The sequence below is a fragment of the Catenulispora sp. MAP12-49 genome (assembly GCF_041262705.1).
In the GTDB taxonomy this organism is placed as follows: Bacteria; Actinomycetota; Actinomycetes; order Streptomycetales; family Catenulisporaceae; genus Catenulispora.
Map to the genome: position 1 here is coordinate 1 of NZ_JBGCCP010000038.1, position 23,365 is coordinate 23,365.

A 23,365-nucleotide genomic window follows, 5' to 3' on the forward strand; every position below is an offset into this window, starting at 1 on the left:
CACGACCGGGGACAGGGAAGAAACCGGCCGCACCATCAAGCCTGACAGCACCCTCACACCCACACCACCCCAACAACACAATGGGCAACAGGATCAACGGATCCCGCAAACCATGCGCGAAGCCGTAAAAAGCCCCTAAAACCCACCACCCAACCGCACCAACACCCCGACCCACGCATAAGCCGGGCGCCCAAAAAACCGCAGCCCCACGACCCGAGGGGGGTGGGTCGTGGGGCCGCGGGGCTTGTGGGTGGACTACCGCTTGAGCGTGAAAGTGAAGTCGCTGGAAACCTTGCCGCTCAGCTTGGCCGTCGAGACGATCTTCCCGTCCGCGATCAGCCGGTCCACCTCGCTGCGCGACATACCGCAGCCTTCTGCTATCAATCGTACCGGACGTACCGGGATCTGCGCCGCGAAACGGACCGAGACGTCGACGGCCTCGCGGCAGCCCTGAGCGGACTCGCCGGTGTCCAGGCGCCAGTCCCAGTCCAGCGCGACGCGGTTGCGGTGCCGGACGCCGGGGTCCTGCAGCAGTTCGGCGGCCAGGCCGGCGTCGTTGTCGTGCATCCGCTCCAGCACCTCGGTGCGGATGGAGCGCACGTTGATCCGTTCCATGACCGTCAGCTTCGTGGTCTCCCCGCACCCGGTGCACAGCGCCAGGAGCCAGACGTCGAGGAGCTTGTGGTTGGCGTTGACGCGGAACTTGCCGCTCGTCCGGAAGGTCTGGGACCCGCACACGTGACAGGTGCGGCGGATGAGCGGAAGGCCGACCGGTTCGATCACCCATTTATCGGGCACGGAAATACACCTTGTTCCAGTAACCAACTTGTTTACCTCGAAGGCTACGAAGAACCCCGCGTCCGGCACGTCAGCGTCAAGTTGATCCGCTTCTACGCACCACGTTGACGTTCGCCGTCAGCGGGTAAGCGTCCTGCTTACCGCCGTCAATCCCCCATGCCCTTCGATATCCGTTTGTCGCGGACGCCGACCACGCGGACCGGCCCGTAATCTCGCTGGCATGGTGCGAGTGACAGTGGCCGGTGCGGCCGGCTATATCGGTGGCGAATTGCTGCGGCTGCTCCTGGGACATCCCGACATCGAAGTGGTGGGCGCAGTCTCCTCCCGTTTCCCGGGAAAACGAATAGACAGCGTGCACCCGAATCTGCGTTCCGCCACCGATCTGTCGTTCTGCGCGGCCGAGGAGGTGCCGGAAAGCGATGCCGTCTTCTTGGCGCTCCCGCACCGGGTGGCGATGACGCAGATAGACCGGTGGCGGGAGCGGTCCAAGCTCGTCATCGACATGACGGGAGACTTCCGGCTCGACGACACCGACGTCTTCGAGCGCTACTACGGCGAGGAGCATCAGGCCCCGCATTTGCTGGACGAGTTCACGCCCGGCCTGCCCGAGCTGTACCGCGACCGGCTGCGCACCGCGGACCTGATCAGCGTTCCCGGCTGCATGGCCACCGCCGGCGTGCTCGCGCTGTACGCCTTGGTGGCGCACGATCTGATCGACCTGGAGCAGGGAGCGCAGTTCGACGCCCGCACCGGCTCCAGCGGCTCGGGCGCGACGGCCGGTCCGGCCAACCTGCACGCCGAGCGCAGCGGGGCGATGCGCGTGTTCGCGCCCACCCGCCACCGGCACGAGGCGGAGATCTCCCGCCACCTGGGCCTGTCCGCCGCCATGACGGCCACCGGCATCGAGGCGGTCCGCGGGGCGCAGACCATCTGCCACGCCACCCTGCGCGCCGGGGCGGACACCAAGGAAGTACGCCGGGCCTTCCGCCGGCAGTACGCCGACGAGCCCTTCGTCCGCATCGTCGCGCACCAGCGCGGCATCCACCGCTACCCGGACCCGAAGATCCTGCTCGGATCCAACTACTGCGACGTCGGCTTCGCCGTGGACGAGGACTCCGGCCGGCTGACCACCATCGCGGCCCTGGACAACCTCGTCAAGGGCGGCGCCGGCAACGCGCTGCAATGCCTCAACATCCGCCTGGGCCTGCCCGAGACCCTCGGCCTCACCTTTCCGGGCCTGCATCCGCTCTAAACCGGCGAACCGAGCCGAACACGGGAGGCAAGACACCGTGACCCGCAAACCGCTGACCGTCGTCAAGTGCGGCGGCAATCCCGCCGTGGACGCCGCGAGTATCTGCGCCGACATCGCCCGCCTCGTCCACGAAGACCACTCCGTCGTGCTGGTGCACGGCGGCTCCGGCGAGATCGGGCGGCTGGCCGGCCGGCTCGGTGTGCCGCAGCGCACCCTCGTCGCGCCGGACAACGTGTCCACCCGGTACACCGACCCCGACACCCTCGAAGTCGTCGTCCTCGCGCTGGCCGGCGCGGTCAAGCCCAAGCTCGTGGCCGAGCTGGCGCGGCACCGGGTGCCCGCGGTCGGCCTGACCGGCATGGACTGCCGCATGCTCCGGGCCCGGCGCAAGTCCGCCGTCCGCTCCGTCGTCGACGGCCGCACCGTGCTGGTCCGGAACAACCACAGCGGCCGGATCACCACGGTGGACACCGGCCTGCCCCGGACCCTCCTGCACGCCGGCTACGTCCCGGTGATCTCGCCGCCCGCCATCGACGAGCACGACCAGGCGGTCAACGTCGACGCCGACCGGGCCGCGGCCGCGCTGGCCGCCGCCCTCGGCGCCCGGGAACTGCTGCTGCTCACCGGCGCACCCGGCGTTCTCGCCGACCCCGACGACCCCGGCAGCGTGCAGAGCAGCGTCCTGATTTCCCCCACCGGCGCACCCGACCCGTCGGCCAGAGGCGGCATGGCGCTGAAGCTGATCGCCGCCCGCGAGGCGCTCGCCGGCGGAGTCGGCACCGTCCGCATCGCCGACGGCCGCGTCCCCGAACCCGTCAGCCGAACACTCGCCGGAGCCGGCACCACGGTGCACCTGGCCCGCGCGGAAACGCCGATTCACAGCTCACGCGAAAGGGAGATCCGCATATGACCGCGACGAATGGCACGCCGGCCCCATGGCGAGGAGGCACGGTCTGGCTGACCGGGCTGCCCAGCGCCGGCAAGAGCACCATAGCGGTCGGTCTGGCCGAGTCCCTGCGCAGCGCCGGACACCGGGTCCAGGTGCTCGACGGGGACGAGGTACGGGCCGCCCTCTCCCCCGACCTGGGGTTCTCGAAGGAGGACCGGGACACCAGCGTGCGCCGGATCGGCTACGTGGCCGAACTGCTCGCCGAGCACGGCGTCACCGTGCTGGTCCCGGTCATCGCCCCGTACGCGATGTCGCGCGAAGCAGTACGGGACCGGCACGCGGCGCGCGGCGTGCCCTACCTGGAGGTGCACATCGCGACTCCGGTGGAGACCTGCGCCGACCGGGACGTGAAGGGCCTCTACGCCCGCCAGGCCGCCGGCCAGATCAGCGGTCTGACAGGCGCGGACGACCCCTACGAGATCCCGGTCGACCCCGACCTGCGGATCCACACGCAGCACCAGACAGTCCAGGAGTCGGTCCGGAAGGTGCGGGCGCTGCTCACGGCGCGAGGCCTGTCGTGACCGGCCTCAGGTGGGCGACGACCAACGGCAGAAAAGGCACACGGACTACCACCGCGAGCGCCGCGAGCGCCGCCCGCTCCCGCCGCCCCGCCCGCCCGCCACGGCTGACCCACCTCGACGCACTCGAGTCCGAGGCGGTACACGTATTCCGGGAGGCCGCGGCCGAGTTCGAGCGCCCGGTGCTGCTGTTCTCCGGCGGCAAGGACTCGATCGTGATGCTGCACCTGGCCGCCAAGGCCTTCTGGCCGGCCCGGGTACCGTTCGGGCTGCTGCATGTGGACACCGGCCACAACTTCCCCGAGGTCCTGAAGTTCCGCGACCACGCCGTCGCCGAGGCCGCGGTACGCCTGGAGGTCGCCCGGGTCCAGGACTACATCGACGACGGACGGCTGCGCGAACGCGCCGACGGTACGCGCAATCCCCTCCAGACCGTGCCGCTGCTGGACGCCATCAACACGCACCGCTTCGACGCCGTCTTCGGCGGCGGCCGCCGCGACGAGGAGAAGGCCCGGGCCAAGGAACGGGTCTTCTCACTGCGCGACGAGTTCGGCCAGTGGGACCCGCGACGTCAGCGCCCTGAGTTGTGGTCCCTGTACAACGGCCGCCACCGCCCGGGCGAGCACGTGCGGGTCTTCCCCCTGAGCAACTTCACCGAGCTGGACGTCTGGCAGTACATCGAGCGCGAGCAGATCGAGCTGCCCTCGATCTACTTCGCGCACCGCCGCGAGGTGTTCCGGCGCGGGGGCATGTGGCTCACCGCCGGCGACTGGGGCGGCCCGAAGCCGGACGAGCTGGAGACCGTCCAGACGCGCAGCGTGCGATACCGGACGGTCGGCGACATGTCCTGCACCGGCGCCGTGGACTCGCACGCCGAGACGGTGCCGGAGATCATCGCGGAGATCGCCGCCTCGACGCTGACCGAGCGCGGCGCCACCCGGGCCGACGACAAGCTGTCCGAAGCCGCCATGGAAGATCGCAAGCGCGAGGGGTATTTCTAGATGCACACACCTACGGCGCAGCCGGTGTCCAAGAACGCGGACGTCATGCAGCCCACGACACAGCCGGGATCGCTCCTGCGCCTGGCCACGGCCGGCTCGGTCGACGACGGCAAGTCCACCCTCGTGGGCCGCCTGCTGCACGACTCCAAGCAGGTCTTCGCCGACCAACTCGACGCCGTCGAACGCGTCTCGCGCGAGCGCGGCCTGGACGGCGCGGACCTCGCACTGCTGACCGACGGACTGCGAGCCGAACGCGAACAGGGCATCACCATCGATGTCGCCTACCGCTACTTCGCCACACCCCGCCGCCGCTTCATCCTCGCCGACACCCCCGGACACGTGCAGTACACCCGCAACATGGTCACCGGCGCCTCGACAGCGCAGCTGGCCGTGGTGCTCGTGGACGCGCGCCACGGCGTGGTCGAGCAAACCCGCCGCCACGCCGCGGTCGCCGCACTCCTCGGCGTCCCGCACGTGGTGCTGGCCGTCAACAAGATGGACCTGGCCGACTACGCCGAGGAGGTCTTCGCACCGATCGCCGACGAGTTCGCCGACTACAGCCGCGCACTGGGCATCCGCGAGGTCACGGCGATCCCCATCAGCGCACTCCGCGGCGACAACGTGGTGGAGCCCTCCGGCCACATCGACTGGTATTCGGGCCCGACACTGCTGGAGCACCTGGAGACCGTCGACGTGGACGCCGACCAACCGGGCTCAGCGGCACGAATGCCGGTGCAGTACGTACTACGGCCGCAGAGTCCTGACTTCCGCGACTACCGCGGCTACGCCGGCCAGGTCACGGCAGGCACGTTCGCCCCGGGCGACGAGGTACTGGTACTCCCGTCAGGCCGCCGCACATCGGTCGCCGGCATCGACCGCCTCGGCACCCGGGACGTCAGCCTGGCCCACGCGGGCCAGTCGGTAACCCTGCGCCTGACCGACGACGTGGACGTCGCACGCGGCGACATCATCGCCGCGGCCGACCAGCCCCCGCGCGTAACGCGCGAGCTGTCGGCGACCGTCTGCCACCTCGCCGACCGCCCGCTCCACGCCGGGGACCGAGTCCTGCTCCGCCACGGCACAGCGACGGTCAAGGCCCTGGTCGCCTCGCTCGACTCGGTACTGGACCTGCGAACACTGCGCCGTGAGCCAGGGCCGGAAGCCCTGCGAGCCAACGACATCGGCCGCGTACACCTGCGCACCGCCTCGCCCCTGCCCCTCGACGACTACGCCGAACACCGACGGACCGGCTCGTTCCTCCTGGTCGACGAGGCCGACGGAACGACGCTGACGGCGGGGATGGTGGGCGAACCGTTGGGAGGCGACACCGTGACAAAGCTCTGAGACTCCCCTCCACCGGGACACCCGCTCAGCCGATCGGCTGGGCGGGTGTTCGCATGGGCGCTGCTCACCGCAGGCAAGCCATATGCTCACCGCAGGCAAGCCAAAGCCCCCGGCGCGAAGCCGGGGGCGTTCGAACAGTCGCCGCCTCACACTGCCGCGGCGGCAGCCTCCTGGGCTCCCTCCTCAGCTCCCTGCTCAACCGGCTCCACAAACGAGCCCCGCACCGCGAACGCGATGGCCGACACCACGAGCATGACGACCACCACGCCGAGGAAGGCCGCGCGGGTGCCGGAGAGGTTCAGCACCAGTCCGCCGAGCTGCGCCCCGAGCGCGGCGCCGCCGATGGTCACGGTGATGGCCCAGGTGAAGGCCTCGGTGACGTAGTCCGCGCGGGCTGTGCGGGACACCAGGACGTACGAGATCGCGGTGGCCGGCGCCTCGATCATGCCGAGGACGACCAGGGCCGCCGCCAGGGACCAGTTGTCCCAGGCGAAGAGCACCAGTGCGGAGGCCGCGCTGATGGCCAGCAGGCTGCCCGCAAAGACAAGCTCAGTGGGCCGCCGCAGCGTGCGGCTCCCGTACCACAAGCCGCCGATGATCCCCCCGACGCCCCACAAGGCGTAGACCAGCCCGAGATCGTGGGCCGCCCCGTGCTGATCGACGAACGCGGGCACCTCGACGTTGTAGGCACCGGTGGCGATACCCGCGACCAACAACACGACCAGCAGCCGGACCAGACCGCCGGACCGCAGGGCGCCGAGCGGGTCGCGCTTGCCGGTGGTGACCCCGTGCTCGCGCGCGGCCTGGCTGGTCGCGAAGCCGATCGCGCCGGCACCGGTCATCACGCCGCCGATGATCAGCGCCAGGCCGGCGCTGCCGAAGAACAGCACCAGGCTGAACAGCAGCGGCCCGCCGATGATGTTGATCTCGCCGAGCACCGCCTCGATCGCCAGCCCGGCGCGCTCACGGTCCCCCGACGCGCTGCGCCACAGGGAACGGATACAGCCGCTGATCGGCGGGATCGCGGCGCCGGCGACGACGGTGCACACCAGCTGCACGGCAACGGCCTTCGCGGGAGCGGCCACAAAGCCGATCAGGGCCAGCGGATAGATGACGCCGGTGATGAGCAGCACCGGCGGCTGCCCATAGCGGTCCACGTAGCGCGCGACGAACGGCGCCAGGGCCGCGGTGCCCACGCTGTATCCGGCCAACAGCAGACCGGCCGCCAGGTAGCTCAGCCCGCGCGAGGCGGTGACGACCACCATGGCGACGCTGACCAGGTAGAGCGGGAACCGGCCGACCATGCTCCAGAACACCGGGGTACGCATGACCTTGTCGCGCACCACGGCCATGAGCGGGTTCCGCGTGGCCGCGGGTTCCGGGGGAACCGATTCCTCAGCCGCACCAGCAATCGGCACTTCCACAGACGTCGTGGACGACACCCGGCTCACCCCTCAGCCGTTCGTCGCGCGTCGATCAGGTCGGCGATCTCCACCACGGTCGACTCGCCGACCAGCTCGGCCACCGTCAGCTCGACCGAGGTCGCCTTGAGGATGCTGAACTGCAGCGCGATCACCTGCACCGACACGGCGCCGAGCGCGCGCAGCGTCCGTGTGTCGATCTCTTCGGACTCGGGCACTCGCAGGACGTCCCGGATCATGACCCGCAGACGCGGCAGCGTGGTCAGGCGGTTGTCGAGGGTCTTCTGCACTTCGATGACTCCTTATGAGATGGACGGTGCCGCGGATCCGGCCCGGAGCAGAACGCACACCCGGAACCCGGACACGCTCGAGGCCAGCAGGTAGAGCCCGCCCTCCCGCACACCGCCGGCGGACCGGCGGTCGGCGAGGTTGATCAGCGGATCCGCGGCGAAGCAATGCCCGACCCTGGCGATGTTCGAGGTCTCCAACTGCGAGAGCCGGAAGCCGGCCTGTACTTCCTTGATCGTCACCACGGGGAGATAGATGTTGTTGTGCAACAAGCCGTCGATCACGTCCACGCCCAGGCCGGCCTCGGCGAACAACCGCTCATTGGCCACGCGCGCCAGATCAGCGCTGATCTCGGTGACAGTGCCGAGCGTGGCCGGATCCAGCGCGCTGGCGTCGGCGACCCACTCGTAGGATTCTGGAGCGCCGGCGACCGGCTCGGTCACCAGACAAGCGGCCGCGCCATCACTGAACAACGCGAACTCGGTGAGCCGCTCGGATTCGGCGGCGACCCGGTCCGCGGTGATCACCAGCACGGTCCGCTGCCGTCCCCCGGCGACCAGCGCGGCAGCGGTCTGGAGCCCGACAAGCAGGTTCGCGCACCGGTTCAGCGTGACCCCGGTGACCGGCACGGGCCCGAGGCCCAGTCCCTGCAAGACCGACGCGATCAGCGTGCCGTGCGCGGCGATCTCGGCGGGGAACCGAGTGGAGCACAGCACCAGCGCGTCGACCTCGGAGGGCTCGACGCCAGCCGCGTCCAGGGTCCGGCGGCCGGCTTCCACAGCGAGTTCGGCAATGGACAGCGCCGTACGGTGCACCTGGCCCCAACCCCACAACTCGGGATCAGGCACCATCAAAGCCCGGTCGACGAAATCGGCGAACCCCTCGATCTCGTCGTGCTTCATCGTGATCTCGCCGAGCACGTACCGGGGCGCGCGAAGGCATACCGCAATACTCTGATTCACCGCCATCTCACGCCAACTTCCGACGCAGGAAGTCAGCGATCAAGCCCATGGCGTCCCGCGCAACGGGAAGGATCGACGACAGGGCAAGGAACCCGTGCGTCAGATCCTCGTAGTGGTGAAACTCCACCGGCACACCAGCCCCGGTGAGCACATCGACATAGTCCTTGCCCTCGTCGGCAAGCGGACAATACTCGGCGGTCATCACCAGCGCAGCCGGAAGCCCGCTGTGATCGGCCGCGTCCAGCGGCGAGGCCAAAGGCGATTCACCGTCGGCGCGTTCGGCGAGATACACGTCCCAGAACCATTCCGACGAATACGCGTTGAAGAACATCGGGTCTTTGTTCTCCCGCATGGACTTCGTGTCCGCGTACGCACGAAAAGGCGGATAGACCAGCGCCTGCGCGGCGATCTCCGGCCCGTCCTCATCGTCCTTGGCCAGCAACGTCATCGCCGCGGCCAGATTGCCGCCGGAGCTGTCTCCGCCGACGGCCAATCGCGAGCCGTCGGCACCAAGCTCGCCGGCATGCTCCGCGACCCACTTCACGGCGGCATAGCAGTCCTCGACCGCTGCCGGGAACGTGTGCTCGGGCGCCAGGCGATAGCCCGCGGACACCACCGTGCACGGCACCATCTTGGCCAACGCACGACAGATCGCGTCCGACGTCTCCAGCGAACCGACAACCCAGCCGCCGCCGAAGAAGTACATCAGCACCGGAAGCGGAGTCTCGCTCTGCGGGCGGTAGACCCGGATCGGCTGCTCGCCAGCCGGGCCCGGAACGCTCAGCTCGAAGATCTCTTCGGGGTGGTCGTGCCAGGTCCAGGCAGTGGCCTCGGTCTCCGCATCCGCCTTCCGGGCCGCGTCTATGCTCATCGTGTAGAGCGGCGTGAATCCGGTCTCGACACGAAACTCCCTGACACGCTTGATAATCGGGTCAAGCGGCATTGAAGGTTTCCCCCATCCTGAGGCATCGCCGATGCGCACCGGTGGGCCGGACGGCGAATCGGTCCATTGTGAAAAAATGCTACGGAGCCACCGGAGCACGCGTATCCGCACCACGTTCGCCCGCCAGGGCGTATCCCGTGGGGATCTCCTCCAGCCGGGTAATCAGCTCGCTGACGCGCGCCGGCTCAGGATGTGCCGTGATGCGGTAGTCAAGCGTGTCCAACACGGACGCGACACGATCCCGCAGATGACTCACGGAATCACCGCCGAGCGCGAACCGGATGAAGAAGTTCTCCTTGTCCAGGCTGGTGATCCGGAACCCGTCGGCGGCCTCCGCGTCGATGACGCCGGGCAGCGCACGCAGGTCCTCGGCGGTGGTCCTGATCTCGACGACGCCGAGCCGGTCCGCCTCCACGTCGAACAGGCCGATGACCGGATGGTCGCGCAGCGGGGCCACGCCTTGGGCCGGGAGGGCGAATTCGCCCAGCGCCATGGAGACGAACGCCTCCATCGGGTCGATCCCGCTGAGCTCGCGGATCACCGCGGAGTACATGCCGCCGGCCGGCCGCGGGTTGATCTCCACCAGCTCCGGCCGACCGTCCAGGTCGACCCGAGCCTCGATGTGCATCCAGACCTGGTCCAGGCCCAGGTCCGCGGCGAGCGTGCCGATCATCTCCGTCAGGGCTTCCACGCCGGCCCGCACATGCTCCTGTTGCGGCGGCTGGATCTGGAGCCCCGCATTGTGATGCCGCCGGTCATCGTGCTCGGGCCGCTCGACCGCCATGAGCGGATGGAAGCGGCCGGCCAGGACGGGGCCGTCCACCGAGAACTCCGTCCCCGGCAGGAACGCCTCGATGATCAGCTCGGTGCCGGCCAGGCCCAGGTCGGCCAGGTGCCTCTGGTAGGCCAGGAGTTCGGCCCGGCTGTCCACCCGCTCGACCAGCCACGAGGCCGCGCTTTCGCGGGAGGGTTTGACGATGGCCGGGAAGAAGTCCGCCTCCGCCGGATCGTCGGTGAAGCGCATGGCGGACAGATTCAGGGCTCGCATACGCTCGCGAACCAGGGTCTTGCTGGCCAGGACGTCGTGGCCGGCGCTGACGCCCGGCAGGCCGTAGTGCGCGGCGAGGACGCCCTGCCAGGGCATCAACGGCTCGACCTGGTTGACGACGGCGATCGGGACGATGCCGCGTTCGTCGAGCCGGGCGATGAGGGCGGCCGGGTCCTCGCGGTCCCAGTCCACCAGGACATGGTCGTCGCATTCGTCGCGGATGCGGTCCTCGGAGGAGGCCGAGACCAGAACGGTCCGCAGGCCGCGGGCCTTCACCTGTTCGACCGCCAGGGCCACGCTGCTGGCGTTGATCCACTTGGAGAGGATGAGCACGGATTTCACGTCGTCACCTTCACGAGGTCGAGCTACAGGTCGAGCTACAGGTCGAGCTACAAGGAGTGGACTTCCCCCGCGTTCGCCGACGGGTCTCCCGGCCACAGCCGGAGTTCCCCCAGGTCCGGACGCATCACCACCGCCGCGACGGTCCGCTCGCGCCGGATGTCCCCGTTGTCCGGCACGAAGATCGGCCGCGCCGCCAGGAGCCGGTGATGGCCCGCGACGTCACCCGCCTCCGGGATGCCGGCCTTGAGCACCGTCTCCAGACGCCGCTTCGAGGAGTTCTTGGCGAAGACGTTGATCTCGTCCCGCGCCGCGAAGTCCGGATCCAGGAAGTGGTTGGTGTGCACCAGTTCGCCGCCTTCGAGGACCCGGCGTTCGGAGCCGAGCGCCTCGACGCAGACAGTCCGGTACGCGCCGCAGATCATGAAGGACCGCGAGCTGGCCAACGGCAGGCCGCGCAGGATCTCGACAGCCTGATCGACGGTGTCGGCGGTGTCCAGCACGTGCCGGATCGCCAGGTACGGCGGGACCCCCGGCTCCCAGTCGCCGCCGAGCACAAGGTTCAGGCCCACGGCGACGCCGGCGTCGTTGACCCCGAGGTAGCCCAGGAGCCCCGCGAAGCTGAGCACCAGGGAGCGGTGCCGCGGCCCGGAGACCGCCAGGACGGCGATCTGGTCGTCGAGGTTCCCGTTCAGATCGACGGTCTGCGCCAGCACCGGCCGGCCCAGCACCGAGGCGTAGGTCGTGCAGTCCCCGCCGGTGACCCGGCTGTATCCGAGCACTTCCCGGCGCAGTTGCAGCAACCAGGCCGCGTCCCGGTCGATGTCCGCCCCGGCAGCCAGGCCGTCGATCTCCTCGGCGAGCTCCGGCAGGACTTCGCCGACGACGGCGCGGTGGGCTTCGATGGCCGGACGCAACGAGTCCAGGTCCAGGGGACGAGCTGTACCCGTGTCCGTATCTGTACCCGTACCCGAGACTGTGTCTGCATCCGTATACGCATCGGTGAGATGCCCGAGGCGCGCGAGCGAGTCGTCCAGGAAGGCGCGCAGCCGTCCGCCCGCCGCACGCCCGTGGGTGTACCCGCGGGCGTACGGCGATCCGGAGAGCTCCAGGAACTGCGCGCTGGTCACGCGCATGGATTGCCAGCCTTGCCGGTTCGGCTGAGCTGGTCCTGGATCGAGGGCCATTCGGCGCGGAGCACCGAATAGTAGATCGCGTCGCGCCGCCGCCCCTCGGGCATCGGGTTGAAGCCGCGCAGCACGCCTTCCTCGAAGGCGCCGATGTTGCGCAGTCCGGCGCGGGCCTGGAGGTTCAGCACATCGGTCTTGAACTCGACGCGCTCGGCGCCCAGGACGTCGAAGGCGTGCCGCATCAGCAGGTACTTGACCCACCGGTTGACGCCCTTGCCCTGGAAGTCGGTGCCGAGCCAGGACCAGCCGATCTCCAGCCGCAGATCGGGCTCGGAGAGGTTGCCGTAGCTGGAGCTGCCGGCGACCAGCCCGGTGCCCTTGTCGACGACGACGTAGCACGCGCGCTTGCCGCTGCTCTGGTCGGCGAGCATGGCGTCGAAGAACTTCTCGAAGTCCGCGTCGGTCTGGACCCGGGAGACGAAGTACCTCCAGATCCGGTCGTCGAAGGCGATCTTCCGCAGCGCCGCGCGGTCGTCCTCGGTGACCGGATGGAGCTCGACGTGCTCGTTCTCCAGGAGCGCGGAGGCATTCTGGTTCCACGGCAGGTGGCTCAAGGGGCTCACCCCTTCTGCCCGGCGTGCGGCCGCAGGGCGCCCACGACGCTGCCGAGCGTGCGCATGCCGGCCAGGTCGTCCTCGGTGAAGTTGTCCAGGCCGACGTCGGCCGCCTTGCACAGCGAGGTCAGGAACAGGACCTTGTTGAGCGAGGTGATCCCGTAGGTGTTCACCAGGTCCTCCTCCAGGTCCAGGGCCGCGGGGTCGGGATGGTCGCGCAGCACCCGGGAGAGCCGTTCGCGGGCCAGGGTTTCGAGGTCAGCGGTGTCGAGGGCAGCGGTTTCGAGGGCAGCGGTTTCGAGGGCAGCGGTTTCGAGGGCAGCGGTTTCGAGGGCAGCGGTTGCGAGGTCAGCGGGCATGGATGCCTACCTTCGGGTCGTCGATGAGGTCGCGGTGGCGCTCCGCGATGCGGATCCGGATCGGCTTGAACTGGGATGTCAGGAGCCCGTTGTCGATGGTGAACGGCTCGGCGGCGACCACGACGCGGCAGATGCGCTCGTCGGCCTCGCCGGCGGCGTTGACGGCGTGGAGCGCCTCGGCGATCGCGGCGGTGTCGCTCCCGCCGGGATGCGGCGAGACGACGGCGACCAAACCGGCCGGGCTCGGGTGGTACAGGACGCACTCGGCCACCGCGCCGGTGTCGCGGAACCGGGTCTCGATGGGCCTGACGATGATCTTCTTGGCGTTGTCCAGGACGATGACGTCGTCGGCGCGCCCGAGGATGTAGAGGAACCCGTCCTCGTCCAGGCGGCCGAGGTCGCCGGTGCGGACGACGCCGCCGGGGGTGAACATCCGCTCGCTGTCGCCGGGCGCGGCGTAGGTGTAGGCGGTGTTGACCGGGTGGTCGCTGCGGACGCAGACCACGCCCTCGTCGTCGATGACGATCTGCTTGCCGGGCAGCGGCCGGCCGACGCTGCCCTCGCGGTGCGCACCGGGGTGGTTCTTGGTGGTGATGCAGGTTTCGTTGAGGCCGTAGCCCTCGTAGAGGGGAAGGCCCGCCTCGGTGTAGAACCTGAGCGTCGCCTGGTCGGCGGGCGCCGAACCCGTCCACAGGTAGCGGACGCGGTCGCCGAACAGCTCCTGAGCGGCTTTCCCGGTCTCGACGCCGTCGGCGATCAGGTCTTCGATGTGCCGCTTGGCGGTGTCGAAGAAGGCCGGAACGCCCATGACGACGGTGGGCCGGATCGCCGACATCACCGCGAACACCGACTGGTACGTCGTGATGGTGATGTCGTGTCCCCAGTACAGCGCGGAGTAGAGCCAGTAGCGCTGTTGGAGAAGGGACAACGGAAGGAAAGTCAGGATGTTGTCGCCGGGCTGGTGGTCGAACAGACTCTGCACCGCGTGCAGGGAGGAGTCGATGCTGCCGGCTGTGGCTTCCAGTCCCTTGGGGACCCCGGTGGAGCCGGAGGTGAACTTGACGGTGGTGCAGTCCGTGGCGCCCCACACCGCCGGCTCGAACTCGCCACTGTTGTCAGCTTCCTGCGAATCGCCGGTGACCGTCGCGATCGGCACCGCCTGGGGCGGGGCGTCGTCCGGCAGCTGCACATCCGTGTAGAGCAGGTCCAGGTCGTAGCCCTGGATCAGGTCGGCGTCGGGACTGAACTTGCCGGGTTCGAACCCCGCGGTCTGCGCCTTGACCATGAGGCAGGCGACATCGAGCAGGGCCCACTCCATGCGGTTCGCCGACAGGATGCCGACGCGGTCGCCGGCACCGATGCCCCGGCGGCGCAGCGCGGCCGCGACGGCGCGCGCCCGGTCGTGGAACTCGGCGAGCGGCCAGGTGATGCGGTGGCCCAGGCCCGTGACGGTGATGGTGCCCTCGTGCGCGGGCCGGGCCGCGACGATGCGGTTGATGATCGATTCAGTCATCGCCGGACGTCCGCGGCGAAGAACGCGGTGCCCGTCAGGGTGCTGCGACTGCCCGGCTCGACCAGGTCGGCGGTGTCCGGCCAGCTGTCGATCGCCGGGATGCCGAGCGCGGCGGCCAGCTTGGCCGAGAAGCGCGGCAGCACCGGGGCCGAGACGGTGGCCAGCAGCCGGGCCGCGGCCAGCTCCAGGGCGATGGCGGTGCGGGCCTCGGAGCTCCAGCGGTCCAGCCCGGCCAAAGCGGCCTGCTGGCGGGAGAAGGCCCGCACGTCGTCGACGATCTGGTCGAGCACGGCCGCGGCGGACCGCAGCGAGAAGCCCTCGGGGTTGAGCGCGGCGGTGGCCTCGTCGAGCCGCAGTGACAGTTGGGCCAGGAACGCGGTGTGCTCGCCGGTCCAGGTGCCCGCGTCGGGGGCCACGCCGTCGTAGCGGGAGTCGAGGCGCCGGCCCAGATCGTGCAGCCAGTCCTGCCACCGGCCGACGAGGGTGTCGGCGCACTCGCGGGCGAAGTCGGCGCGGCGGAAGTCGGTGCGCTCGCCTTCGGGGCGGGTGCGGGACAGGTAGAAGCGGACGGCGTCGACCGTGTCAGGGGTCAGGATCTCCTTGCCCCAGATGGCGTGCCGCCGGCTGGTGGAGAACTTCTGGCCCTCCAGGAGGTAGAACTCGTTGACGTGGTAGTCGATGTCCGGGTCCCACTCCGGGTACGCCAGCTGGTACAGGACCGGGTAGAGGATCGAGTGGTAGAAGCTGTTGTCGTACCCGAAGAAGTGCACGATCTTCCAGTCGCGCGAGGGCTCCTCACGGGACCAGCGCTCCCCCAGCTCGGCGCCGAGGCGTTCGATGCCGTGCAGGAAGCCGTAGCTCATCTCCGGCCAGACCCAGATCACCTGGCCGTCCAGGCCGGTCTCGGCGGGCCGCACCCCCCAGTCGGAGGGATGCGAGACCGGCAGGTCCAGCCGCTCGTGGGCGAAGACCCGCTGGGCCAGCTCGCGCAGCCGGACCGGGACCCGGCCGAGCCGGTGGTGGGCGGCGACCGCTTCGGCGAACTCGTGCAGCGGCAGCGTGTAGCGCTCGGCCTCGCCCTGCTTGGGCGCCTTGCCGCTGATGCCGGAGGCCGGGTCGACGAGGTCCGCGACCAGGTTGGGCTCGCCGCACTCCTCGCAGATGTTGCCGCCGGCGTGGCTGAAGCACGCGGGGCAGGTGCCGCCGACGTTGACCTCGTAGAGGTACTCGTCCGTCTCGCCGTCGAACAGGGCGGGCGTCGCCTTGGGGCTGACGTGCCCGGAGCCGACCAGACGCGTGAAGTAGTCCTGGAGGCCCTCGGAATAGCCCTGCTCGACGCTGGTGACGTAGTACTCGTCGACCCCGATGTCCATCGCCTTCAGCGTCGCGGCGATCTCGGCGGAGTAGTGGGCCGCGGCCTCGGCCGGAGTGGTGCCGTCCTTGGCCGCGACGGCCGTGACGTAGCTCTGGAAGTCGTCGCTGCCGGTCAGGTGCCAGGCCCGGTTGCCGAGCAGGCGCTGGTAGCGCACGTAGACGTCGGCACCGAGGTAGGGCCCTGAGAGGTGGCCGAGGTGCAGGTCCCCGTTGGGCGTCGGGGGCGTGGAGAACACGAACTGCGGACGGTCGGTGTGGTTCGGGCGGATGCGCGACTGCGCCGAGGCCCGGGCCCGCGCCGAGTCGCGCCAGTACTGCGTGAAGAAGATCAGGTCCACGTCGCCGGTGTTGAGGATGGTGTGCCCCTCGAACGGCTCGCACAGCACCACGGTGCCGGGCTGGACCAGGTGGGTCCGGCCGTCCAGGGTCAGCTCGCCGACGCCGGCGACGATGACGAAGAACTCGGTCTCGTCGTGCCCGTGGCTGACCGTGGCGGTGCCGGGCGCGACCCGTCCCCAGCCGGCGCCGACACCGATGCCCTCGACCGTGGACATCTCGATGCCGAAGGCTGCGTACAGCTCGGATTCGTTATAGGTGTTCAGGATCATGACTGCCTCTGTAGTGGCCGGGAGAGAACTCGGGTCGGGGTGAGGTCCAGGGCGGCGACGGTCTCGGCCGCGATCGCCGGGGCCAGCCGGTAGCCGGAGCCGCCGGCGGCGCCGGCGAAGACCAGGCCGGGCCGCAGCTCGGCGACGACCGGCTCGCGCCGGGGGCCGTAGGCGTCGCAGAAGACCCGGCCCGAGGTGCACCGGGCCGCCAGGTCCGGGGCGTACCGGCTCAGGACCGCGCGGGCCTGGCCGAGGTCGGAGGGCTCCAGGACCAGGCCCGCGTCGTCGGGGCTGACGTCCCAGCGGTCGCAGGTGTAGCTGAACAGGAAGTGGCCGCGCTCCGGGAGCGGCAGGAGGAAGGCGTCCTCGTCGTGCAGGATCGTCATCGGGTCCTGCGGCCCGGGCTGGGCCGCGATGTGCGCCGCGACGATCTTCTTGACCCGCATGCCGAGCGGGGCGAGAAGGCCGGCCCACGCGCGGTGGCCGATCCACGGCCCCGGGGCCAGGACCACCCGGCGGGCCAGCACCTGGCGGCCCTGGCTCAGGGTGAGCAGGTGCCCGTCGCCCGAGGAGAGTTCGGCGACCTCGGTGCCTTCCAGGATCTGCACGCGATCGCGCAGCCCGGCCAGGACGCGGCCGGCGACTCCCTGCACGTCGGCGTACTGGCATCCGTACACCGGCCAGGTGTCGGTGCCCTCCGGCAGCGACCAGCCGGCGGGCAGGCCGGCCGAACCGGTGGGGGTGCCCAGCCTCAGGTAGGCGGTGGCGACCGCGGCGGGGTTGGCGGAGGCCACGGTGGCGTCCACCGCCCGGATCGGCAGGTCCAGCTCGCCGGCCAGGCGCTGCCAGGCGTCGTGCGAGTACTCGGTCAGGGCCCTGACCCGCGCGGTCGCCCCGCGCGGGAAGTGGACGCCGGCCGAGCGCGCCGAGGCGCCCTGGCCGATCATGCCGCGTTCCAGGACGGCGACGCTCAGGCCGGGGTCGGCGGCGAGCGCCGAGTGCGCGACGAGCGCCCCGATGACTCCGCCGCCGACGATCGCGAGATCCACCGTGTCGGCCAGGTCCACCGTGTCGGCCAGGTCCACCGCGTCCACCGCGTCCACAGTCAGGACCGCCCGCTCTTGGCCGACCAGTCGATGAACGACATCGCCAGCTCCGGGGAGCTGTTGCCGCGCAGCCGGTCGGCGATCCGCTGCGCCCGCCACGCGTTCAGGCTCAGGTTCACGTCCGGCAGGCCGCGCTGGCCGCGCACCGCGTTCTGCATGAAGATGTTCCGGTCCGGCGGGCCGTCCCAGGTGACGGCGAAGTCCTCGTCGACGCGGACCTCGCCGTTCGCGGTCTGGATGCGGTCCAGCAGCGGCTCCAGGAACGTCTTGGGGGCGGGGCGGAAACCCGTCGCCCACACCACCGCGTCCACCGGGAGGACCTGGTTCTGACCGGTCTCGTCGTTGTGGCGCAGCGTCAGTTCGTAGAACCCGGCCGAGGTGCGGTCGGCGGCGACCACGGTCCGGTTGGGCAGCAGCCCGAACCGGTGCTCGTCGCGCTCGACGAACTGCAGCCGGTACAGGCCCTGGTAGATCGCGCGCAGGGTCGACTCGGAGATGCCGTCCGAGCTCAGCAGGTGCGCCGAGTTGAGCTCGGCGCGCTTGTCCTCGGAGAGCCGGTAGAAGTAGTCGGAGTACTCCGGCATGTAGAAGTCGTTGGTGAAGGTCGAGTCGTCGATCGGGAAGTAGTTGCGGCGCCGGGAGACCCAGGAGACGCAGGCCGGGCGCTCGGTCTCGGACCGCGAGATCAGGTCCAGGAAGGCCTCGGCCCCGGACTGGCCGCCGCCGATCACCGCGACCCGCTTGCCGGCCAGCCCCTTGGCCTGTCGCAGGAACTGGCTGACGTGGAAGTGGCCGGCGCCCAGGTACGGGGCCGCCAGGTCCGGCACCCAGGGCACGGTGCCGACGCCCACGGCTATGTTGTCCGCGGTGACCTGCCGGCGGTCGGTGGTGACCCGGAAGACGCCGTCGAACGCGACGTCCCGGACGCTCTCGGAGAAGACCACGTTCTCGTTGGTCTGGGCCGCCCAGGCCAGGTAGTTGCGGAACTCGGTGCGCGGCACCGCGGCGAACTGGGCGTTCAGGAAGTGGTACATCCGGCCGTGCTCGTGCAGGTAGGACATGAACGAGAAGCGGTTGGTCGGATCGGACAGGCTCACCAGGTCCTTGAAGATCGACACCTGGAGCGTCGCGCCGGTGATGAGCTGGTCGTCGTGCCAGGTGAAGGACGGCTTGCGGTCGAAGAAGAGGTTCGGCTGCCCCCGGTCGCCGTGCAGCAGCGCGGCCAGCGCCAGGTTGGCCGGGCCCGCGCCGATGCCGACGAGCCGGAGATGGGGCGAGTTCGGGATGGAACCGGAAGCCTTCATTGACTTCGGCACTGACTTCGGTACAGGTCCCACGTCAACTCCTTTCGAGACTCACAGGGCGTCGGCGATCGTCATCTCGATCACTTCGGAGGATCCCTCGTAGATGCGCAGGGAACGGATCTGGCGGTACAGGCGCTCCACGGCGCTGCCCGCGACGAGGCCGGCGGCCCCGAAGATCTGGACGGCGGCGTCGACGATCTCGCCGGCCGCCTCGGTGCTGTAGAGCTTGGCGGTCGAGGAGTGCTTGGCGTGCTCCAGCCCGCCGTCGATCGCCCACGCGGCGCGGGCGGTCAGCAGCGAGGCGGCGGAGAGTTTGACGTCCATCTTGGCCAGCGAGGATCGGACGAGCTGCAGGTCCGCGAGCCGGCGGCCATACGCCTTGCGGGTGCGGGCGTGCTCCAGCGCGAGGTCGAAGGCGCGCCGGGCGAAGCCGATCGCGGCGGCGGCCACGGTCGCCCGCGCCTGTTCCAGGATGTCCAGCGCCACCACGAAGCCCTGGCCGCGTTCGCCCAGCACGGCATCGGCGCCCACGCGGACGTCGGTGAAGTCCAGCTGCGCCCAGGAGCGCGGGGCGATCGCACCGATCGGCTCGGCCTTGAAGCCGGGAACGCCGGTGTCCACCAGGAACGTGGTCAGCCCCAGCGGACCGGGCCCGTCTCCGGTGCGGGCCAGGACGACACAGACGTCTGCGATGTCGCCCTGCGCGATCCACGTCTTGGTGCCGTTGAGGACGAAGCCATCCCCGTCGGGAACCGCTTCGAGCGCCACGGCGGCCAGATCCGAGCCCGCGCCGGGCTCGGACAGGGCAAGCGCGCCGGCGCTGGTCCCGGCGGCCAGGCCGGGCAGGTGGCGGCGCTGCTGCTCCTGGCTCCCGTGGCGGACGATGGCCGCGGCCGTGAGCTCCTGGATCGCATAGGCGAAGTCGGCCAGATCCTCGTGGTAGGCCAGCGCCTGCCGCCGCAGGCACAGGGACCTGAGATCGGAGTCGGGCCGGTCGGGGTCCAGGTGCCGCAGCCACCCGGCGCGGCCGAGTTCGGCGAGCATGGCCCGGCCGGTGGCGCCCGGATCGGCGGCGTCCAGACTCACCCACGCCCCGGCCCGCTCCGCGCACCAGCGCCCGATGTCGTGGGCGAGGGCGCGGTGCGCGTCGTCGAACAGGGGCAGCGCGAGGACTTCGGGATCGAACGTGGTCATGGGGCGGTTTCCTTTGCCAAGACGGTCTGCCGCGTTGGCATGACGCTACGGCGCGCTGAGCACCGGGTACGTCCGCGACAAGCGCATCCGTGCGGACACACAGCGGCTACCGCGTCCGCGGCGGCTGCGCATGTCGCTTACGTGATCGCCCGTGCCGCCCCGGGGGCGCGAAAACACCGGCGCAAGCCCCCGAGGGCATGATCCCCCCGGCCCCGGTGATCAACGGACGCCCCTGCTGACGTGCGGCTATCTGCCGCACCGATGGGTGTCATCGCCACGATGCCCCACTGGTTCGTGGACCGTACGGCCCCGGGCTTCTAACTTTTGTGGTGCAGGCATCGACGAAGATATGGAGCCCAAGATGACTGACATTGCCGTCCCTCAACGAAAGAGATTTCTTGTCACGAGCGTCTCCTCCGACGCACACATGTGGAATCTGGTCTTCCTGCAGCTTCTCCTCGAAGAACGCGAAGGCGATGTGATCAACCTCGGCGTCTGCGTGCCGGACGAAGTGATCATCGAAGAATGCCTGAGCAGCCGGCCCGACGTCGTCGTGGTGAGCACGGTCAACGGCCACGGGCACATCGACGGGCTGCGGCTGATCCGCAAGCTCCGTGCGATTCCGGAACTGGCCGACGTGAAAATCGTGATCGGCGGCAAGCTCGGGGTCAAGGGCGCCGAGAATGCGAAGTACGGCGCCGAACTCGTCGCCGAGGGATTCGACGCGGCATTCGAATCCGGCGCCGGGCTCGCCGATTTCGAGACTTTTCTCGGCTCCATTCGGAGTCAGCCGCGCACCGCGGTTCTGGCCGCGACCGTGCCCGCCGGATCAGAGTTCGTCACCTCCGGGCTCGTCACCGCCGGCAGCCCGGCATGAGCGCCGACATCGTCGCGGCCGGGGCGCCGCAGACCGGGAACCAGAACGCTGTCATACCCGGCACCGTCATACCCGGCGCCGTCGGAACGAGCAGGACCGTCGAGCCGATCGGACGCTTCTCGAAGTTCGTGAACCAGGCACGGCAGCAGGGGCGCCTGGTCGTCCAGCCGCGCATGGGGTTCGGCGAGCTCGACCGCATGCAGGCCGGCCTGGAGGCGGTGCGCGCCAGCCGCGCCACGGCCATCGGGACCATCACCGTGGACAGCTACACGCGGGTCAACGACCATGACTCGGCCCGGCGCGCGCTGGCCGAGGGCAGCGACCTGAACGGGTTCCCGGTCGTCGCCCACGGCGCGGACAAGGTCCGCTCCATGATGGCCGGGGTGTCCGGCGACGGGTTCCCCATCCAGTTCCGGCACGGCTCGGCGCTCCCCTACGAGCTCTTCCAGGCTCTGGTCGAGGTCGGGGCGGACGCCACCGAGGGCGGCCCGGTCTCCTACTGCCTGCCCTACAGCCGGGTTCCGCTGGCCCGGGCGGTCGCCGCGTGGGCCGAGTGCTGCCGGCTGCTGGCCGACCGGCCCGAGCCGATGCACCTGGAGAGCTTCGGCGGCTGCATGCTCGGCCAGATGTGCCCGCCCAGCCTGCTGATCGCGCTGAGCGTGCTGGAGGGGATGTTCTTCCGCGAGCACGGCTTGCAGAGCATCTCGGTCAGCTACGCGCAACAGACGCACCCGGAGCAGGACCTGGAGGCCCTGGCCGCACTGCGTGCGCTGGCCGGCCAGCGGCTCGGGGGCATGGACTGGCACGTCGTCCTCTACACCTACATGGGCGTCTTCCCGCGGACCGCGGTGGGGGCGTTCCGGATCCTCGAGGACAGCGCACGGCTGGCGGTCCGCAGCGGTACCGAGCGGCTGATCGTGAAAACGCCCGCGGAGGCGCACCGGATCCCGACCGTCGCGGAGAACGTCGACGCGCTGGAGTTCGCAGCCGCCGTCGCCGAGGACGAGGCCGGGACGTTCGGCGCGACGCCCGTGCCGGTGACCGACACCGGCATCTACGAGGAAGCCCGGATGCTCATCGACACCACGCTGGAGTTCGGCGACACCGTCGGCTCGGCGCTGATAACCGCCTTCGCACGCGGCCACCTGGACGTCCCCTACTGCCTGCACCTGGACAACGCCAACCGCTCGCGCGCCGACATCGACTCGCGAGGCCGGCTGCGCTGGTCCGACCCCGGCTCGATGCCCCTGCGGGTGAACGCCGGCGGCGAGCGCGCGCCGAAGACCACCGCCGTCGGGCTGATCGACATGCTCGGCTACAACGAACGCCGCTTCGACCGCGAGCAGCTGGTCGGCGGCCACATCAAGGGACTGCGATGAGTACCGCGACACTGGCTCGTACCACTACCGGCACCACTACTGACACCACTGCTGACACGACTGCCGGCACCACCGCCCGCACCGCCGACACGCTGGCCGCCGTCAGGGCCGCCGGGACCGTTCGCGCCGTGGTCAGCCGCGGCATCCGCGGCCTGTCCAGTCCGGACGCCGACGGAGTCTGGCGGGGCCTGGACGCCGACGTGGCCCGGGCGGTCGCCGCCGCGGCGCTCGGCGACGCGGACGCGGTCAGCTGGCTCCCGACCGAGCCCGCCGCCCGGCTCGAGCCGCTCGTGGCCGGCCAGGCGGACGTGGTGACCGCGAACCTGACCTGGACGCTGGGCCGCGAATCAGGGTCCGTACTGTTCGCCGGCGTCACCTGTTACGACGGCGAGGGCTTCCTGGTCCGCACGGCCGACGGCATCACCGACCCGGTGCAGCTGGCCGGCCGGAAGGTGGCCACGCAGGCCGGCACCACCAGCGCGGCCAACCTCGCGGCCTGGTTCGGCGCACGCGGCCTGGCCGTGGAGCCGATCGCCTACCCGACTCCGGCCGAAACGCTGGCCGGCTACGCCTCCGGCGAGTGCGCGGCCTACGTGCTGGACTGCGTCGCGCTGGCCGGCGAGCGGGCCGCGCTGGAGGAACCGGGCGAGCACCGGATCCTGGACACGACGATCTCCCGCGAGCCGATGGGCCTGGCGGTCCGCGACGACGATCCGGTGTGGTTCCGGCTGTGCCGCTGGGTGCTACAGCTCCTGGTCGCCGCCGAGCACGCCGCCGACCAGGCCGCCCCCGACGGCCGCCAGGCCGCCCTGGACGCGGTCGCGCAGGCCGCGGGCCGGCACGGGCCGCAGCTCGGGGTCGACGAGCAGTGGGCGGCCCGAATCCTGGACTCGGTCGGCACCTACGGCGACATCTACGCCCGCAACCTCGGCCCGTCGTCCGGCCTGGACGTGCCGCGAGGGCTGAACGCCCTGTGGACGCACGGCGGCCTGCACTACCCCATGCCGGTGCACTGACGCACCGCATCGCATCGCACAGACATCA

The 23,365-nt window shown here is 70.3% G+C and carries 22 protein-coding genes; 8 read left to right on the plus strand and 14 right to left on the minus strand.

Annotated elements, in window-relative coordinates:
* Window positions 1-255 precede the first annotated feature (255 nt).
* Complete coding sequence (locus tag ABIA35_RS40830) at window positions 256-798, minus strand: DUF1062 domain-containing protein (RefSeq protein ID WP_370361509.1); 543 nt, start codon at window positions 796-798, stop codon at window positions 256-258.
* A 220-nt stretch (window positions 799-1,018) separates the two neighbouring features.
* On the opposite strand from ABIA35_RS40830, the gene argC reads away from it, so the two are divergent.
* The 5 genes from argC to ABIA35_RS40855 are packed head-to-tail and all read left to right on the plus strand — an operon-like array spanning window position 1,019 to window position 5,862.
* Window positions 1,019-2,050: an N-acetyl-gamma-glutamyl-phosphate reductase gene (gene argC / locus ABIA35_RS40835; RefSeq protein ID WP_370361510.1), complete on the plus strand. Its 1,032-nt coding sequence runs from the start codon at window positions 1,019-1,021 to the stop codon at window positions 2,048-2,050.
* Between the two features lie 37 nt (window positions 2,051-2,087).
* The gene (locus ABIA35_RS40840; RefSeq protein ID WP_370345457.1) at window positions 2,088-2,960 is read left to right on the plus strand and encodes a [LysW]-aminoadipate kinase; all 873 of its coding nucleotides are present in this window, start codon (window positions 2,088-2,090) and stop codon (window positions 2,958-2,960) included.
* A complete protein-coding gene (gene cysC, locus ABIA35_RS40845; protein ID WP_370345459.1) occupies window positions 2,957-3,520 on the plus strand; it encodes an adenylyl-sulfate kinase in 564 nt (187 codons plus the stop codon). Before ABIA35_RS40840 ends, cysC begins: the two co-directional genes overlap by 4 nt.
* Window positions 3,517-4,518 carry a sulfate adenylyltransferase subunit CysD gene (cysD, locus tag ABIA35_RS40850; protein WP_370361511.1) on the plus strand — a complete coding sequence of 334 codons (1,002 nt, stop codon included), beginning with the start codon at window positions 3,517-3,519 and terminating at the stop codon, window positions 4,516-4,518. Before cysC ends, cysD begins: the two co-directional genes overlap by 4 nt.
* Window positions 4,519-4,563: 45 nt before the next feature.
* Complete coding sequence (locus ABIA35_RS40855) at window positions 4,564-5,862, plus strand: sulfate adenylyltransferase subunit 1 (protein ID WP_370345613.1); 1,299 nt, start codon at window positions 4,564-4,566, stop codon at window positions 5,860-5,862.
* A gap of 146 nt (window positions 5,863-6,008) precedes the next feature.
* Here the strand turns inward: ABIA35_RS40855 and ABIA35_RS40860 are convergent, their stop codons facing one another.
* From ABIA35_RS40860 to ABIA35_RS40920, 13 genes are all read right to left on the minus strand, one after another.
* A complete protein-coding gene (locus ABIA35_RS40860; RefSeq protein ID WP_370345463.1) occupies window positions 6,009-7,214 on the minus strand; it encodes an MFS transporter in 1,206 nt (401 codons plus the stop codon).
* A gap of 95 nt (window positions 7,215-7,309) precedes the next feature.
* Window positions 7,310-7,573 carry an acyl carrier protein gene (locus ABIA35_RS40865; RefSeq protein ID WP_370361512.1) on the minus strand — a complete coding sequence of 88 codons (264 nt, stop codon included), beginning with the start codon at window positions 7,571-7,573 and terminating at the stop codon, window positions 7,310-7,312.
* A gap of 12 nt (window positions 7,574-7,585) precedes the next feature.
* Window positions 7,586-8,473: a 3-oxoacyl-ACP synthase gene (locus ABIA35_RS40870; RefSeq protein ID WP_370361513.1), complete on the minus strand. Its 888-nt coding sequence runs from the start codon at window positions 8,471-8,473 to the stop codon at window positions 7,586-7,588.
* 67 nt (window positions 8,474-8,540) lie between these two features.
* Window positions 8,541-9,476, minus strand: a complete 936-nt coding sequence (locus tag ABIA35_RS40875) for an alpha/beta hydrolase (protein WP_370361514.1) — start codon at window positions 9,474-9,476, stop codon at window positions 8,541-8,543.
* A gap of 79 nt (window positions 9,477-9,555) precedes the next feature.
* Entirely contained in the window at window positions 9,556-10,866 is a 1,311-nt protein-coding gene (locus tag ABIA35_RS40880) for an acetyl-CoA carboxylase biotin carboxylase subunit family protein (RefSeq protein ID WP_370361515.1), read from the minus strand.
* Window positions 10,867-10,913: 47 nt separating this feature from the next.
* Window positions 10,914-11,999 (minus strand): C45 family autoproteolytic acyltransferase/hydolase, encoded by a 1,086-nt coding sequence (locus ABIA35_RS40885; RefSeq protein ID WP_370361516.1) that lies wholly within the window; start codon window positions 11,997-11,999, stop codon window positions 10,914-10,916.
* Window positions 11,990-12,598: a GNAT family N-acetyltransferase gene (locus ABIA35_RS40890; protein WP_370361549.1), complete on the minus strand. Its 609-nt coding sequence runs from the start codon at window positions 12,596-12,598 to the stop codon at window positions 11,990-11,992. Before ABIA35_RS40890 ends, ABIA35_RS40885 begins: the two co-directional genes overlap by 10 nt.
* Before the next feature lie 14 nt (window positions 12,599-12,612).
* Window positions 12,613-12,855 carry an acyl carrier protein gene (locus ABIA35_RS40895; protein WP_370361550.1) on the minus strand — a complete coding sequence of 81 codons (243 nt, stop codon included), beginning with the start codon at window positions 12,853-12,855 and terminating at the stop codon, window positions 12,613-12,615.
* 100 nt (window positions 12,856-12,955) lie between these two features.
* Window positions 12,956-14,479, minus strand: a complete 1,524-nt coding sequence (locus ABIA35_RS40900) for an AMP-binding protein (protein ID WP_370361518.1) — start codon at window positions 14,477-14,479, stop codon at window positions 12,956-12,958.
* A complete protein-coding gene (locus ABIA35_RS40905; protein ID WP_370361519.1) occupies window positions 14,476-16,461 on the minus strand; it encodes a class I tRNA ligase family protein in 1,986 nt (661 codons plus the stop codon). The genes ABIA35_RS40900 and ABIA35_RS40905 overlap by 4 nt, the downstream gene beginning before the upstream one ends.
* Window positions 16,458-17,555 carry an NAD(P)/FAD-dependent oxidoreductase gene (locus ABIA35_RS40910; protein WP_370361520.1) on the minus strand — a complete coding sequence of 366 codons (1,098 nt, stop codon included), beginning with the start codon at window positions 17,553-17,555 and terminating at the stop codon, window positions 16,458-16,460. The genes ABIA35_RS40905 and ABIA35_RS40910 overlap by 4 nt, the downstream gene beginning before the upstream one ends.
* Before the next feature lie 11 nt (window positions 17,556-17,566).
* Window positions 17,567-18,871: a lysine N(6)-hydroxylase/L-ornithine N(5)-oxygenase family protein gene (locus ABIA35_RS40915; protein ID WP_370345619.1), complete on the minus strand. Its 1,305-nt coding sequence runs from the start codon at window positions 18,869-18,871 to the stop codon at window positions 17,567-17,569.
* Between the two features lie 51 nt (window positions 18,872-18,922).
* Window positions 18,923-20,065 (minus strand): acyl-CoA dehydrogenase family protein, encoded by a 1,143-nt coding sequence (locus ABIA35_RS40920; RefSeq protein WP_370345481.1) that lies wholly within the window; start codon window positions 20,063-20,065, stop codon window positions 18,923-18,925.
* A 361-nt stretch (window positions 20,066-20,426) separates the two neighbouring features.
* Between ABIA35_RS40920 and ABIA35_RS40925 the strand changes: the two genes are divergently transcribed.
* Genes ABIA35_RS40925 through ABIA35_RS40935 form a run of 3 tightly spaced genes read left to right on the plus strand, consistent with a single transcriptional unit; the run spans window position 20,427 to window position 23,337 of the window.
* Window positions 20,427-20,942: a cobalamin B12-binding domain-containing protein gene (locus tag ABIA35_RS40925; RefSeq protein ID WP_370345483.1), complete on the plus strand. Its 516-nt coding sequence runs from the start codon at window positions 20,427-20,429 to the stop codon at window positions 20,940-20,942.
* Window positions 20,939-22,321, plus strand: coding sequence for a methylaspartate mutase (locus ABIA35_RS40930; RefSeq protein ID WP_370361521.1), 1,383 nt, complete (start codon window positions 20,939-20,941; stop codon window positions 22,319-22,321). The genes ABIA35_RS40925 and ABIA35_RS40930 overlap by 4 nt, the downstream gene beginning before the upstream one ends.
* Window positions 22,318-23,337, plus strand: a complete 1,020-nt coding sequence (locus ABIA35_RS40935; RefSeq protein WP_370361522.1) for a transporter substrate-binding domain-containing protein — start codon at window positions 22,318-22,320, stop codon at window positions 23,335-23,337. The genes ABIA35_RS40930 and ABIA35_RS40935 overlap by 4 nt, the downstream gene beginning before the upstream one ends.
* Window positions 23,338-23,365: the final 28 nt, after the last annotated feature.

Excerpts from the sequence above, each read along its gene's own strand:
- argC (WP_370361510.1), top strand. The coding sequence starts at position 1,019 with ATGGTGCGAGTGACAGTGGCCGGTGCGGCCGGCTATATCGGTGGCGAA.
- cysC (WP_370345459.1), top strand. The coding sequence starts at position 2,957 with ATGACCGCGACGAATGGCACGCCGGCCCCATGGCGAGGAGGCACGGTC.
- ABIA35_RS40855 (WP_370345613.1), top strand. The coding sequence starts at position 4,564 with ATGCAGCCCACGACACAGCCGGGATCGCTCCTGCGCCTGGCCACGGCC.
- ABIA35_RS40860 (WP_370345463.1), bottom strand. The coding sequence starts at position 7,214 with ATGGCCGTGGTGCGCGACAAGGTCATGCGTACCCCGGTGTTCTGGAGC.
- ABIA35_RS40870 (WP_370361513.1), bottom strand. The coding sequence starts at position 8,473 with ATGAAGCACGACGAGATCGAGGGGTTCGCCGATTTCGTCGACCGGGCT.
- ABIA35_RS40875 (WP_370361514.1), bottom strand. The coding sequence starts at position 9,476 with ATGCCGCTTGACCCGATTATCAAGCGTGTCAGGGAGTTTCGTGTCGAG.
- ABIA35_RS40885 (WP_370361516.1), bottom strand. The coding sequence starts at position 11,999 with ATGCGCGTGACCAGCGCGCAGTTCCTGGAGCTCTCCGGATCGCCGTAC.
- ABIA35_RS40900 (WP_370361518.1), bottom strand. The coding sequence starts at position 14,479 with ATGACTGAATCGATCATCAACCGCATCGTCGCGGCCCGGCCCGCGCAC.
- ABIA35_RS40905 (WP_370361519.1), bottom strand. The coding sequence starts at position 16,461 with ATGATCCTGAACACCTATAACGAATCCGAGCTGTACGCAGCCTTCGGC.
- ABIA35_RS40915 (WP_370345619.1), bottom strand. The coding sequence starts at position 18,871 with ATGAAGGCTTCCGGTTCCATCCCGAACTCGCCCCATCTCCGGCTCGTC.
- ABIA35_RS40920 (WP_370345481.1), bottom strand. The coding sequence starts at position 20,065 with ATGACCACGTTCGATCCCGAAGTCCTCGCGCTGCCCCTGTTCGACGAC.
- ABIA35_RS40925 (WP_370345483.1), top strand. The coding sequence starts at position 20,427 with ATGACTGACATTGCCGTCCCTCAACGAAAGAGATTTCTTGTCACGAGC.
- ABIA35_RS40930 (WP_370361521.1), top strand. The coding sequence starts at position 20,939 with ATGAGCGCCGACATCGTCGCGGCCGGGGCGCCGCAGACCGGGAACCAG.
- ABIA35_RS40935 (WP_370361522.1), top strand. The coding sequence starts at position 22,318 with ATGAGTACCGCGACACTGGCTCGTACCACTACCGGCACCACTACTGAC.